The sequence below is a fragment of the Hymenobacter polaris genome (genome assembly GCF_012927305.1).
Lineage (GTDB): Bacteria > Bacteroidota > Bacteroidia > Cytophagales > Hymenobacteraceae > Hymenobacter > Hymenobacter polaris.
In genome coordinates, this window is sequence record NZ_JABBGH010000003.1 from 682,628 (window position 1) to 695,641 (window position 13,014).

At 60.5% G+C, this 13,014-nt stretch carries 13 protein-coding genes; 5 read left to right on the forward strand and 8 right to left on the reverse strand.

All coding sequences use genetic code 11. The features are described 5' to 3' along the window. Positions 1–32: 32 nt before the first annotated feature. On the forward strand, positions 33–1,085 hold the full coding sequence (ruvB, locus tag HHL22_RS19460; RefSeq protein WP_169533055.1) for a Holliday junction branch migration DNA helicase RuvB: 1,053 nt from the start codon (positions 33–35) through the stop codon (positions 1,083–1,085). 101 nt (positions 1,086–1,186) lie between these two features. Continuing rightward, positions 1,187–2,137 carry a tRNA epoxyqueuosine(34) reductase QueG gene (gene queG / locus HHL22_RS19465; protein WP_169533056.1) on the forward strand — a complete coding sequence of 317 codons (951 nt, stop codon included), beginning with the start codon at positions 1,187–1,189 and terminating at the stop codon, positions 2,135–2,137. Between the two features lie 5 nt (positions 2,138–2,142). On the opposite strand, the gene HHL22_RS19470 is transcribed toward queG, so the two are convergent. The 5 genes from HHL22_RS19470 to HHL22_RS19490 form a co-directional block, all read right to left on the reverse strand. Then, positions 2,143–2,355, reverse strand: coding sequence for a hypothetical protein (locus tag HHL22_RS19470; RefSeq protein WP_169533057.1), 213 nt, complete (start codon positions 2,353–2,355; stop codon positions 2,143–2,145). 174 nt (positions 2,356–2,529) lie between these two features. After that, positions 2,530–3,549, reverse strand: coding sequence for a ferritin-like domain-containing protein (locus HHL22_RS19475; RefSeq protein WP_169533058.1), 1,020 nt, complete (start codon positions 3,547–3,549; stop codon positions 2,530–2,532). A 44-nt stretch (positions 3,550–3,593) separates the two neighbouring features. Next, a complete protein-coding gene (locus HHL22_RS19480; protein ID WP_169533059.1) occupies positions 3,594–4,316 on the reverse strand; it encodes a ferritin-like domain-containing protein in 723 nt (240 codons plus the stop codon). Positions 4,317–4,661: 345 nt separating this feature from the next. After that, positions 4,662–5,657, reverse strand: a complete 996-nt coding sequence (locus tag HHL22_RS19485) for a ferritin-like domain-containing protein (RefSeq protein ID WP_169533060.1) — start codon at positions 5,655–5,657, stop codon at positions 4,662–4,664. A 44-nt stretch (positions 5,658–5,701) separates the two neighbouring features. Then, positions 5,702–6,505: a ferritin-like domain-containing protein gene (locus tag HHL22_RS19490; protein WP_169533061.1), complete on the reverse strand. Its 804-nt coding sequence runs from the start codon at positions 6,503–6,505 to the stop codon at positions 5,702–5,704. Positions 6,506–6,809: 304 nt separating this feature from the next. Here HHL22_RS19490 and HHL22_RS19495 point away from each other — a divergent pair, with 304 nt between their 5' ends. The 3 genes from HHL22_RS19495 to HHL22_RS19505 all read left to right on the forward strand — a co-directional run bounded on the left by HHL22_RS19495 (position 6,810) and on the right by HHL22_RS19505 (position 10,584). Beyond that, complete coding sequence (locus HHL22_RS19495) at positions 6,810–8,363, forward strand: BatD family protein (protein WP_169533062.1); 1,554 nt, start codon at positions 6,810–6,812, stop codon at positions 8,361–8,363. 169 nt (positions 8,364–8,532) lie between these two features. Next, complete coding sequence (aroC, locus tag HHL22_RS19500) at positions 8,533–9,612, forward strand: chorismate synthase (RefSeq protein ID WP_169533063.1); 1,080 nt, start codon at positions 8,533–8,535, stop codon at positions 9,610–9,612. Between the two features lie 369 nt (positions 9,613–9,981). After that, complete coding sequence (locus HHL22_RS19505; protein ID WP_169533064.1) at positions 9,982–10,584, forward strand: NifU family protein; 603 nt, start codon at positions 9,982–9,984, stop codon at positions 10,582–10,584. A gap of 82 nt (positions 10,585–10,666) precedes the next feature. On the opposite strand, the gene HHL22_RS19510 is transcribed toward HHL22_RS19505, so the two are convergent. Genes HHL22_RS19510 through HHL22_RS19520 form a run of 3 tightly spaced genes read right to left on the reverse strand, consistent with a single transcriptional unit; the run spans position 10,667 to position 12,582 of the window. Then, positions 10,667–11,584: a DUF5777 family beta-barrel protein gene (locus HHL22_RS19510; RefSeq protein WP_169533065.1), complete on the reverse strand. Its 918-nt coding sequence runs from the start codon at positions 11,582–11,584 to the stop codon at positions 10,667–10,669. Between the two features lie 37 nt (positions 11,585–11,621). Next, positions 11,622–12,239 carry a YceI family protein gene (locus HHL22_RS19515; RefSeq protein WP_169533066.1) on the reverse strand — a complete coding sequence of 206 codons (618 nt, stop codon included), beginning with the start codon at positions 12,237–12,239 and terminating at the stop codon, positions 11,622–11,624. A gap of 40 nt (positions 12,240–12,279) precedes the next feature. Continuing rightward, complete coding sequence (locus tag HHL22_RS19520; protein WP_169533067.1) at positions 12,280–12,582, reverse strand: hypothetical protein; 303 nt, start codon at positions 12,580–12,582, stop codon at positions 12,280–12,282. Positions 12,583–13,014: the final 432 nt, after the last annotated feature.

A 13,014-nucleotide genomic window follows, 5' to 3' on the forward strand; every position in this document is an offset into this window, starting at 1 on the left:
GGCGCTACTTTTTCATTTCAATAGCTACTCCGATGCGTGAAGCCTATCTAAGCGGCGGCAACGAACACTTCGATGCCACCGACAAGGACATCGACAAGGCCCTGCGCCCGCTGAGCTTCAGCGACTTTACCGGCCAGGATAAGATACTTGAGAACCTCAAGGTGTTCGTGGCCGCCGCTAAGCAGCGCGGCGATGCTCTCGACCACGTGTTGCTGCACGGCCCCCCCGGCCTAGGCAAAACCACACTCTCGCACATCATCGCCAACGAGCTGGGCGCGGGCATCAAAATGACCAGCGGCCCGGTGCTCGATAAGCCCAGCGACCTCGCCGGTCTGCTCACCAACCTGGAGCCGCACGACGTGCTCTTCATCGACGAGATTCACCGCCTCAACCCGGTGGTGGAGGAGTACCTGTACTCGGCCATGGAGGACTACCGTATCGACATCATGCTCGATTCGGGCCCCAATGCCCGCTCGGTGCAGATTTCGCTCTCGCCCTTCACCCTCATCGGCGCCACTACGCGCTCGGGCATGCTCACGGCGCCGTTGCGCGCTCGCTTCGGCATCTCGGCCCGCCTGGAGTACTACGACTCGAAGCTGCTGACGACCATTGTAGAGCGCTCGGCCGATATCTTGGGCACGCCCATCCACGAAGACGCGGCTTTCGAGATTGCCCGGCGCTCGCGCGGCACGCCCCGCATTGCCAATAACCTGCTGCGCCGCACCCGCGACTTTGCGCAGATAAAGGGTACTGGCACTATTACGCAGGAGATTGCGCAGTTTGCCCTGAATGCGCTCGACGTGGATGCCCGCGGCCTCGACGACATGGATAAGCGCATCCTCACCACCATCATCGACAAGTTTAAGGGTGGCCCGGTGGGCATCAGCACCATCGCCACGGCGGTGGGCGAGGAGGGCGAAACCATCGAGGAAGTATACGAGCCCTTCCTCATCCAGGAAGGCTACATCAAGCGCACAGCGCGCGGCCGCGAGGCTACCGAAGCTGCCTACCAGCACCTGGGCCGCCTGCTGCCCAACCACTTGCGCGGCAACTCGGGCGACTTGTTTGGGGAAATCACGAAGTAGCCCGGCCCTAGGGCTTTCAGCTCATCAAACCCTTATGCTGAACGCGCTGCCCCCAGCGGCGCGTTCTTTGTGTTTTCAAGTTACATTCTACTTAGCCTCTCATGCTGCTGCACGCCGAATGGACGCCCTACGTGAAGCGCCGCGCCGCCGAGCTGGGCTTTATGGCTTGTGGTATTTCCAAAGCTGAGTTTTTGGAAGAGGAGGCCCCTAGGCTCGAAAACTGGCTGAAGCGCGGCATGCACGGGAAAATGGCCTGGATGGAAAACCACTTCGACAAGCGCCTCGACCCGCGCCTGCTCGTGGATGGGGCCAAGTCGGTTATCTCGTTGCTGCTCAATTACTACCCGCCGCAGGAGGCGCAGCAGCCCGACGATACCCTGAAAATCAGCAAATACGCCTACGGGCGCGACTACCACTTCGTCATCAAGGACAAGCTCAAAACCCTGCTGGCCGATATGCAAGCCAACATCGGCGAGGTGGGTGGGCGGTGCTTCGTGGACTCGGCGCCGGTGCTCGACAAGGCGTGGGCGCGCAAAAGCGGCCTGGGGTGGGTGGGCAAGAACAGCAATCTGATTACGCCCGGCGCAGGCTCGTTCTACTTCATCGCCGAGCTGATTGTGGACGTGGAGCTGGAGCCCGATGGCGCCATCCGCGACTACTGCGGCACCTGCACCAAGTGCCTCGACGCCTGCCCCACCCAGGCCATTACCGAGCCCTACGTGGTGGATGGCAGCAAGTGCATCAGCTACTTCACCATCGAGCTGAAAGACCAGCTCATTCCACAAGATGTGGCCGGTAAGTTCGGCAATTGGGTGTTTGGCTGCGACATCTGCCAGGATGTGTGCCCCTGGAACCGCTTCAGCCAGCCCACGCAGGAATCGCAATTCCAGGCGCATCCGCAACTAAAGAACTTGACTGCCAGCGACTGGAAGGATATTACCCACGAAGTTTTCCAAGCCTTGTTCAAGCAATCGGCCCTCAAGCGCACCGGCTACGAGGGGCTGAAGCGCAACATCCAGTTTGTGACTGGGCAGAGCCAACTGGAGGCCTAGGGCCGCTAGGCAGCCCCTAGGCGCGGCAGCCGGCTAAAGCGGGCAAACGCCACCTTGAGCACCCGGCGGTAGATGCGCCCGAACTGAGCATAGCACCAGACCTTAAGCTCGGCAAACTCAGAAGGCTGAATCTGCCGCAAGGCTTTGCGAAGCTCCTTCTCGAATAGACTTTTGCTGAAGCTGACCTTGAGCAAAATAAGTTTGATATACTCTAACATAGCCGGGTGGGAAGAGATAAGGGCAGGCGGGCAAACGTATACGTGAAGCAGCTGCTAAAGGCTGCCGTTTAGATTGGGCGCCAAGCTTAGGGTTTCATTGTCACGAAGATAAAATAAAAAAGGGCAGCCTTGGAGGGCTGCCCTTTTATCATTATGCTAAATCGCGAAGCCGGCTTAGCCGAACATCGTGTTGCCAGTTACCACGAACGTTCTGGCGATGGCCGAAACCGTACCTACGTCCAGACCTTCGTCGAAGGCTTCCGAGAAAGAAGCCGTGGGAAAGTTGGCAAAATTGGCGCTGGTCGAAGTTGAGAGCGGTACGCCACCCTGGGTTACGTTGTCCTCGGCCGGGAAGGTGACACCTACACCCGTGGCGGTACCTACGCCCGAACCGGTGCCATTGCCGTAAACGGCCGTGCCCGTGTTGTTGCCCGCCCCGTAGATGGGGGCAGTGTAAGTTGGCGCGGCGCCGCCGTTGTCGGTACCCGAAATCCAGCTTTTTGGCTGCGCACCGTAGGGCGCTACCGGTACGCCCTGCGAAGGCGTGCTGCTGTTGACGCCGGCGCGGCGCATAGAGCGGATGTGCGAAGCGTGGCGCGCTTCTACCGAGTGGATGTTAAGCGCGGCCGTGAGCACGGTCTTGTTGGCCATTACCGAGGCTAGGGGGGCAGCGCCCTTGTAAGCGCGCACACCCGTGTCCTCAAATGATTGGGCTAGGGCCAGGTACGTGGCGGGGTTGGTGCGCCAGTCAGCGAAGGGGCCGGTGCCGGTGCCTTTGCCACCCGAGAAGTCGTAAGCTGCAACGGTTGGGTCGGCGAAAACCACAGCCCCTGAAATAGCTCCGATGGCCGACTTCAAGAAAGTAACGTGGTTAGCCTCATCGGTAGCGATGGTTTGCAGCGCCGTCATGTTGGTGGCGCTGATGCCAGTGAGGGCCGTGCGCTGCTGGTAGAAGTACATTTCCAGGTACTCTAGCTTGAGGGCGAAGTTGAGCACGTCCTGCACAGCTAGACCCGCGTTGGTTTGGGCGTAAGCTTTGTTGAACACCGCGCCCACAAATAGGGGGAGGGCGGCGGCAGTCAGCTTCTGGCCCACGCCGCTCATGTGCTTGAACACTTGGCGGCGCGAATCGAGACGCTCGTAAACCTCGGGGTCTACTTTTTCGATGTCGGAGAGAATTTGAAAGAAATTCATGGCTAATTGCGATATAAGAATGTTAGGAACAGCGAAAAGCCGAATTACATGATGCTCGAAACATCGATTTTCGAGCCGTCAGCTAGGTACATGTTGGCCGTGGCGGCTACCGTGCTTGGCGTTTTCGAGGCTTCCATGCTGTTGCTGCTGAATATATCGCTACCTACGAAGGAGTTTTCGGCCGTCAAGTCGCGAATGATGGCGGCGTGGCGAGCTTCTACCGATACGATTTTGCCGGCGATGAACAGGTAGCCGGGGTTGGTGATGTACTGGCCAGCACCGTTATAGGCGGCCACGCCGAGGTCCTCAAATGCCTTGGCCGTGTTCAGCACCGAGAGGCGGTCGCCAAAGTTGATGCTCGAAAAGTTGGGCGTCAGGGCCTGAATGGGCGTAGCGCCGGCAGCCGTGATGGCAGCTTTCAGGAAGTCGCGGTGAATTACCTCGTGGTAGTAGAGGTCATCCAAAATCAGCTTTTCGGCCGAGCCTGAGCCTAGGCCGGTGTAGTACGCGCCCGAGCGCACCATGGTGTAGAAGCCAGCTTCGAGCTGCTCGAGGGCGTAGGCGTAGTTGAGCACGCCGGCATCACCGGTACCTACGTTCACCATGCCGGGGGTAGAATCATTCTTGCTGCAACCAGCCAGCACCAGGGCGGTAGCGCCGGCCGTAGCACCAGCATACATGAAGAAAGAGCGGCGCTTGATGGGCGCGTATAACGGCCGGTCGAGGTCGGCGACGGGCTGCGAGCCGGGGATAAGGTTGGTTGACATGTAAAGAAAAAAAGTGATTTTTTAAATTCGCCGATTAATCGTAACCAATGGTCGAGCTTGTACGCCGACACCTAGGGTTAAGGTTGTGCTTAATTGTTTTTTCTTAAAAATTTCGCCTCGACCCTTGGAGTAGCTTTAGACTGGTATTGCTTTCGGCTGATAAGCAAAAGAGCCACCTTTCTATACGAAAGGCGGCTCTTAGCCGGATTTATACCCGAATGACATTTGCGCAAATAAGGCCGTAGCCCCAGTTGCTAACTGACTATCAATAGCACTTCCCGCTTAAAAAGCAGCGTGACTGCTAACTACATAGCTAATCTATTGCAGACCTAGGGCCCGCGTCCATTAAAAAGTCTGCTGAAACAGGCCTTTAGCTTTACCAGCCGTAGAAGTGAAGTTCAGAGCAATGGTTTGCACCGTATTTGGGTCGAGTGGCTCGTCGAAAGCTTCCGATACGGCTGAGGCAGTGTAAGTGCTATTGATAGTCGTTAGGTCTACGCCGGCTTGCGTGGTATTGCTGTCAGCTGGGTAGCTAGCAGCTGGGCTGCCTGCGTTGTAGGCTGCGCTGGCGGGCTTGCTGCCATTGGGGGCAGTTGGGCCGCCGTTGTCCACCAAATTAATCCAGCTCTTGGGGGCGGCATCGTAAGGCGATACGGCCGGGGCCATAGCCGAGCCCAGGCTGTTGGCCACGATGGCGCGCCGCACGGTGCGGAAGTGCGAATTGTGGCGCGCCTCTACCGAGTGAATGTTGAGGGCGGCTTCCAGAATGTCTTTGGTAGACGAGGTATTCAGCGTGGGAGCCCCGCCTTTATAGGCGCGCTGGCCCACATCGGAGAAGGCTTGGCCTGCCGCGAAGAACAACGCGCCATTGGTGTTGCCAGCGCCGTTGGGAACGAGGGCCGAGGCTGTGGGGCCGGTACCCGTGCCGCCGCCACCCGAGTAGTCGTAGTCGGTAACGAGGTAAGCGGCAGGGGCGGCCGAGCCCAGCACGCCCCGCAGGGCGCTGATGTGGCCCGCTTCATCGTTGCGAATGGTGGTGACGCCCGTGGTTTCCGACGAGGGAATCAAGCCGCTGATGCCTAGCGCCGTGTTGTAAAAATGGTACTCCAGGTACTCGAGTTGCAGCGCCAGCGTCAATACTTTTTGCACGGCAGTGGGCAGGGTGCTCGACTGGCCATAGGCGCGGTTGAAGAATGAGGCTAGCACGGCTGGCACAGCAGCGGCGGTAATTTTCTGACCAGCGTGGCCCAGGTATTGAAACGCCCGGCGACGCGGGTTGATGCGGTCCAGAAATTCCGGGTCGGCCTGCTCCAGGTCGGAGATTAGTTTAAAGAGATTCATGATGCTAGTAAAGACAAATTGAGGGGAAAAGGAAGCCGCTGGACCTAGCTGTAGCTATTGGCCGACAGCTTGGAGCCATCCGCCAGGTAGTTATTGACGGCCGATAGTACGTCCTGCGGTTTCCGCGACCGCTCGCCGCCAGCTACCGGGTTGCCATTGCCGGGGGTTAGGCTAGGGGTGCCCGTGCCGGGGTCGCCGGAGGCCGGCGTGAAGGTGTTTACCACATCGCTGCTAACGAAGCTGTTGTAGGTAATCATGTCGCGGATGAGGGCCGCGTGGCGAGCTTCTACCGACACAATCTTACCAGCCAGGCCGAGGAAAGTATTATTAGTCAGGTAGCGACCGGCACCGTTGTAGGCCGCCACGCCAGTGTCCTCAAACGTGCGGGCCGCCGACAGAATACCGTTGAGAGTGGTGAAGTCGATGGATGAGAAATTAGGGGTCAAATCCTTGAGCGGCGTGATGCTGTTAGCCGTCAGGGCCGCCTTCAAAAAATCGCGGTGAATGGCCTCGTGCAGGGCCAAGTCATCAAACACCTGCTTCACGGCGGCGGGTGTGCCCGAAGCCATGTAGTAGCTGCTCGTTCTGACTTGCGCGTAGAAGGCTGCCTCAAGCTGCTCGAGGGCGTAGGCGTAGTTAAGGATGCCACCATCGCCGGTGCCCACATCGAGCATGCCGGGGGTGGTGTTGTTGTCGTCTTTGCTGCAGCCAGCCAGCACCAGGGCCGTAGCGCCGGCCGTAGCGCCAGCATACATAAAGAAAGAGCGACGCTTGATGGGCGCGTACAGCGGCCGGTCGAGGTCGGCTTTAGCTGGCTGCTGCTCGTGAAGCAAGTGTTGGTTAGCCATAAAGGGTAGAAAAGGAGAAATAGAAAAAGAGGGTTGGCTACTGCCCATTGGCAGGTGGCTAGGCTGCTCTACGGTAAGCCCACAAGATGTGGCTCATCTAAGCGATGGTTACGCACGAGCTTATAAACAAATGAGCTTTAATAACTTATTGAATGTTAATTATTATGTTGCTGTAGAATAAAATTTCAAAAAATTAGTGCTGCTATCTACGAGACTTAGCTGACCTAGAGTCACCTGGGTCTTAAGCCCTAATTGGCAGGCCAGTGCGACCTTTGCCGGCCGGCTTCTGGTGGCGGGCAGTACTATGGCGCACTCTGGCATTGGCAGACACTACGGCACCGCTGGCAGGCTCAGCTGGCTGCTGGTGGCCGGGTTGCTGGCAGGTCCTAGGGCCACTTGCTGGGCCCAGGCGGCCCAGCCCGCCGCGCCCGCCTCAGAGGCGGCGCCGGCCGCGGCTGGCCCAGCGGCCCAGCCCGGCGCTGGCGCACCGATGCTGCTGCCGCTGCCCGCCACGGTGCCGCTGGCCGGGCCGCTGGTGTTGGGTTTCCGCTTGCCAAATGCCGGGCCGGCCAAGCACTCCGACTTTCCGGAGATAGAGGGGTTTCGCAAAGAGAAAGTGGTGCTGACTACCACCACGCGCCTGCTGCCCAGCGGCCAGCGCCGCACCGAGCTGGCCGTGGGTCAGCGCTACTATCCCTATACCGAGGGCGACTACGTAGTGCCCGCCTTCGACCTGACCGTGAACGGGCGGCTGCTGCACAGCCCCGCCGGGCAGGTGCACGTGGGGGCTGCGCCGGCCGCCTCCGCCAGCCGCGGCCCGGTGGCCACGGGCTCGCTCGACCAGCTGCTGGGCCGGCCCAAGCCGCAGTACTTCTACGAGCCGCCCGACCACGCCTACCTCACCCTGGAGGCCGACCAGCCGGCCGTATTTGTAGGCCAGGGCGTGCGCGTGGCGCTCTACCTCTACCTGCAGCCCGCCGACCAGGCTCTGCTCAACTTCGTTGACTTTACCACCCAGCTAGCGGCCCTGCGCCAGCAGCTGCGCCAGCCCACCACCTGGCAAACTACGCCCACCGACCCCGCCGTGCTGCCCGACACCGTGCGCCGGGCGGGCCAGCCCTTGCAGCTGCGTTTCCGGTTGGCCGATTATACCTACTATCCGCTTACGCCCCAGGCGCTTAGCTTTCCAGGTCTGGTTCTCTCGCTCACCAAGTTTAAGCTGCTGAAAAAGCCCGAGCCGGGCGACAACGAGCGCCTGGCTATTTACAAAACCTACCGCTCGGCTCCGCTGCGCGTGGCGGTGCGCCCGCTGCCGGGCAACCCCGCCAGCCCCCCGGCCGTGGGCGAGCTGGCACTGCGCGAAAGCCTGAGCAACCCGAGCCCGCGCACCAATACGGCCTTCACTTACACTTTTGGGGTGGAGGGCGAGGGCAACCCGGCTGCCGTGGTGCTGCCGCCCCTGCGCCCGGTGGCGGGCCTGGCCGTGTACGGCCCCGAGGTACAGCAGGAAGCCCTAGGCCCCGGCCGCTGGCGCAAAAACTTTCGCTACCGGCTGGTGGCCAGCCGCCCCGGCCCGCTGCCCCTAGGGCGCTTGGTGCAGCTGCCGTTCTTCAACCCCCGCACCGCCCGCTACGATACTCTGCGGCCCACCCTGCGGGCGGTGGTGCGCGGCGGGGCTGCCCCGCCCGCCGCCCGCCCCGCCGACGATGCCTTTTACGGCCCGGCTTTGGCCCGCGCCGACGCCCGCCTGCAGCCGCTCGACGTGTATCAGCAGGTAACGCGCTACGCCACCTGGCTGCTGGGCGGCCTGCTGGTAGTGGCCGCCGTCGGCGCTTGGCGAGCCAGCCGCCCCAGCTAGAAGGGCTTAACTGGGCTTCGTCGTCAGGGTAGGCGCTGCCCTAAGGGGCCGGGAGTGGGGCAAGCCTCCTTTAAGGCGAGTCATGTAAGTAACTCGCGCAACCGCGCTAGTAAGCACCTTTGCAGTGGCTAGGGCTTTTTCAGGCTTACTCCCCGGCTTTTTACTTGGTATGGCTAATTCTTTCGGGACGATTTTTCGCATCACCACCTTCGGCGAGTCGCACGGCGTGGGCATTGGGGTTATTCTGGACGGCTGCCCGGCGGGCGTGCCCCTGGAAGCCAGCGCCATTCAGGCGGCGCTGGATAGGCGGCGGCCGGGCCAGTCGGCCCTCACCACGCCGCGCCAGGAGGCCGACCGCGTGCAGGTGCAGTCGGGCGTGTTTGAGGGCCTGACCACCGGCACGCCCATCAGCTTATTTATCGCCAACGCCGACCAGCGCTCCGACGACTACGCGCACATTGCCGGCGCCTACCGCCCTAGCCACGCCGACTACACCTACGACGCCAAGTACGGCCGCCGCGACCACCGGGGCGGGGGCCGTAGCTCGGCCCGCGAAACGGCCGCCCGCGTGGCCGCCGGCGCCGTGGCCGCCGCGTTGCTGGCCCACTTCGGCATCGAGGTAAAGGCCTACGTATCAGCGGTGGGCGAAGTGGAAGTGGGCAAGAGCTACGAGGAGCTGGACTTGAGCCTCATCGACAGCAACCCCGTGCGCTGCCCCGACCCCGAAGCGGCTGCCCGCATGGAAGCCCGCATCCGGGCGGCGCAGGCCGCGCACGATACCGTGGGCGGCGTGGTAACGGGCGTGGCCACCGGCCTGCCGCCGGGCCTCGGCGAGCCCGTATTCGACAAGCTGCCGGCCGTGCTGGGCCACGCGCTGCTCAGCATCAACGCCGTAAAGGGCTTCGAGTTCGGCTCGGGCTTTGAAGGCACCAAACTGCCCGGCTCGCGGCACAACGACGAGTTTTACACCGACGAAACCGGCCGCGTGCGCACCCGCACCAACCACAGCGGCGGCAGCCAGGGCGGCATCTCCAACGGACAGGACGTGTACTTCCGCGTGGCTTTCAAGCCCGTGGCCACGCTCTTGCAGCCGCAGCAAACCATCAACCAGGCTGGCGAAGCCGTGACCCTGGCCGGCCGCGGCCGCCACGATGCCTGCGTGCTGCCCCGCGCCGTGCCCATCGTGGAGGCCATGACCCAGCTCGTGCTAGCCGACCTGCTGCTGCGCGCCCGCGCCAACCGGCTGTAGCCGTTGCGAATTTGCGAGTACCGTGGACTCTGCGAGTCCGCGCGTAGGCCGACTTGCGTCACCACGCGCGGACTCGCAGAGTCCACGGTACCTAGCACCAACGCCACGCTAGCCACTTTTCGCCGCACCTGGCTGGTGCTGGAACCGGCGGGAAGTAGGTGGCTATTTATACCAATTCCACTTAAATTAACCTGAGAAAACACGCCTAGGGTTATCTTTGGCTTGAAAGCCAGTGGGCTATCCTTGGCCCGGCCAGGTGGCTACTGCAACCTCTGGCGCCAGCTCGCTGTTACTAGGGCAAGTATCGAAACAAAACGCTTTGCTGCCTTCCGCCACTGGGCGCTGGCCAATCATAACTATCTAGCTACCATGTCTGCTATCTCCATCTACGCCGAGGCGTCGCCCAATCCCGAGAGCATGAAATTCGTGCTCAACTCCACCCTGCTGCCCGACGGCGTGAGCGTGGACTACCCCAACGTGGAGGCCGCCCTTAACTCGCCCATCGCCCAAGAGCTGTTCGCGTTCGACTACGTGGGCCGCGTGTTCATCGCCCAGAACTTCATCACCGTCACTAAAACGCAGCCTGACCTGGGTTGGACTAGCATCATTCCCGAGCTGCGTCAGTTCATCAAGAGCTACGTGGAGGCCGGCGGCACGCTCTTTACCGTGGACCCCGCCGCCGAGCAAAAGGCCGCCCAGGCCGCCAGCGCCGGCGACCCCACGCAGCAGGACGGCTTCACGAGCCAAAAAATCATTGACCTGCTCGACAACTACGTGCGCCCCGCCGTGGAGCAGGATGGTGGCAACATCACCTTCAAGAGCTACCACGACGGCATCGTAACCGTGAACCTCCAAGGCTCGTGCTCGGGCTGCCCCTCGGCCACCGTCACCCTCAAGTCGGGCATCGAAAACCTGCTCAAGCGCATGGTGCCCGAAGTGAAAGAGGTAGTAGCCGAAGGCGTATTGGTATAGCCTAGGGCAACGGCACTAAAAAAGGCCAGCTACGCGTGTAGCTGGCCTTTTTTAGTGCCGTTGCCCTAGGGCGGGCCGCGCGCTACTTGCGGTGGCGCTGCTTCACGGTGAAGTTACGGCTCATGTTGAAGCCAAAGAAAATGTCACCCTTGAAGAAATTGCCCGTCGTTTCGCTCACGAATTGCTTTTCAATCATGCCCTGCGAGTTGGTGACGTGTAGCTGAAAGATGTGCCCGCCCGTCTCGATATCCACCCCGAGGGCCAGCGAGTTGCGAAAATGGTCGGCGGTGTAGCCGGGCATGAGGTAATAGTACTCGGCATTCAGCGAGAAGCGCCGCGTCAGCTTGTAGCGCCCGCCGGCCCCTAGAGCATAGACGTCGTTCTTTTCCCCCTCGTTCACCACCATGTTGCGGTGTATCATGGTGGGCATAAGCTGCAGCGAGAAGTCGGTGCTGAACTTGCGGGCAATCAGCGCCTGGTAGGTGTAGGCGGTACGGTCGAGGGCGTTGCGGGTGTAGCCGTCGGAGTAACGGATGGTGCTCAGGGCGGCCGTGCCCAGCAGCGTTACCGTCACGGGCACGGCGCGGGCCCCGGTGCTCTGCTGAATAGCCTTGTATTTCACGAAGCCATCAAACGTCTTATCGAGCGACGAGCGCCCGACGCCTACCTCCAGGCGGTCAGTTACGCCGTATTCGAACCCCAGGCGCAGGGTGGCCGCATCGAGCCCAAAGAACTGGTAGGCCCCGCTATTGAGCGCCCCGAAGCGGTGCGAAATCAAAAAAACCATGGTGCCCTCGCCGGGCGTTTGCACGGTGTGGCCGTTGATGAGGCGCGTAGCTTTAAAAGTGGCTTCGACCAGCTGGGTGGGCTCGTCTTTTTGGGTGGCCTGCTCTAGCTGGCCCAGCAGGTCGGCCTGGGCGTGGGCCATGGGGGCCGCCAGGGCTAGTAGGAGGGTGGCCAGGGCGCCCCGCTGCCCTAACGTGATAAAGGGTGATTTCATAAAAAATAAACAGCGTAAAAATCAGCTAATAAATAAGTTAGGGCTGTTGGGTTAAGGCTGGGCTCACTAGGTCGCAGGTTACGTTAAGGCGCACGCTCACCGATTTGGCAATGTGCTCGCGCACCAGCAGCGGCACGTCGATGGCGTAGTCGGCCGGGGCCAGGTTGAAGTAGGCCACCAGTATCACCTGCGCATCGCGCTGCTGGATAGTGCCTGCCACTACTATCTTGCGCGTGACGCCGTGCATGGTCAGGTTGCCCTCTACCTCCACGTTTTGGGTGCCCGTGGGCAGCAGCTTCAGCACTTGCGCGGCATCGAGTACCTGCCCCGTAAATGTGGCCCTAGGGTACTTTTCCGACTCCAGGTAGTTTTCGTTGAAGTGCTCCTGCATGAGGGTGCGCTTAAACTGAAATTCCCGAATGGGTACCGCAAAGGCCACCTGGCCCCCGCTCAGGTCAAACACGGCCGCCACCTTGTCGTTGCGCGCCTCAATATCTTCCATAATGGAGGCCGAGAAGAAGGTAAGATGCCCGGCCTTGGTCATAAACTTGCTCTGCGCCAGCCCCGCGTGGGGCAACGCCAGGCCCCCTAGCCACGCTAGCAGCCCGCGCAGCAGCGGCCCCCAGCGGCGACCCGCGCGTAAAGAACTAACCATGCGGAATAGCTATAAGTAGAGAGTAGGAATAGCCTAGGGGCTAATTATTGAGCGCGCCGGCCTTTATCCAGGCCTCAATGGTGGCGATGTCGCAGTCGCTCAGCTTGGCGGCGCCCACGGGCATATTCACGTAGCCTGCCTCGTGCTTGATGTTGCCCAGCAAGTAGGGCATCGTCAGGCCGCCGAAATTGGGGGGCGTGGTGGAATAGTGCTGCACTTGGCTGAAATCGTCCATGTTGAAGTTGGCGTAGGCGCTGGCCGACTGCGGATTGTGGCAGGCATCGCGGCAGTTGTTCTTCAAGATGGGCCACACGTTGGTTTGGTAACTTACCGTGGTAGGCACCGAGCAGGTAGGCTGCGGAATATCACCCGAACTCTTCTTATAGGTGCAGGCGGCGGGTAGCGCAAGTACGCTTAAAGCTAGTAAGGTTCCCTGCCAAAAATGGGGAATAGATAATAATTTCACAAAAAAGGATTATTTTAATTGTCTATATACTTTCAGGATGCGAAATCTAGGCTATAAAAATTATATTTTCATGCTGGTGGTAATCATTTTTTAGCAGCCCTATAAACGAAGTTAGCCAGCTTATTGGATTGAGCCTATTCGCCATGAACGAGTTTAAATTTAAAAATCTCATAAATATAATTTTATAAAGAATTAACTAAGAATCGCTGTAGGAATTGGCCTTAGGATTCGGGCAGGCGCTCTTTGCTGGAGAAGCTGGTTGTCGCGTCCGCCTTACCTGCCAGCCCCCAACCTCTAGGTTAGGGCGCA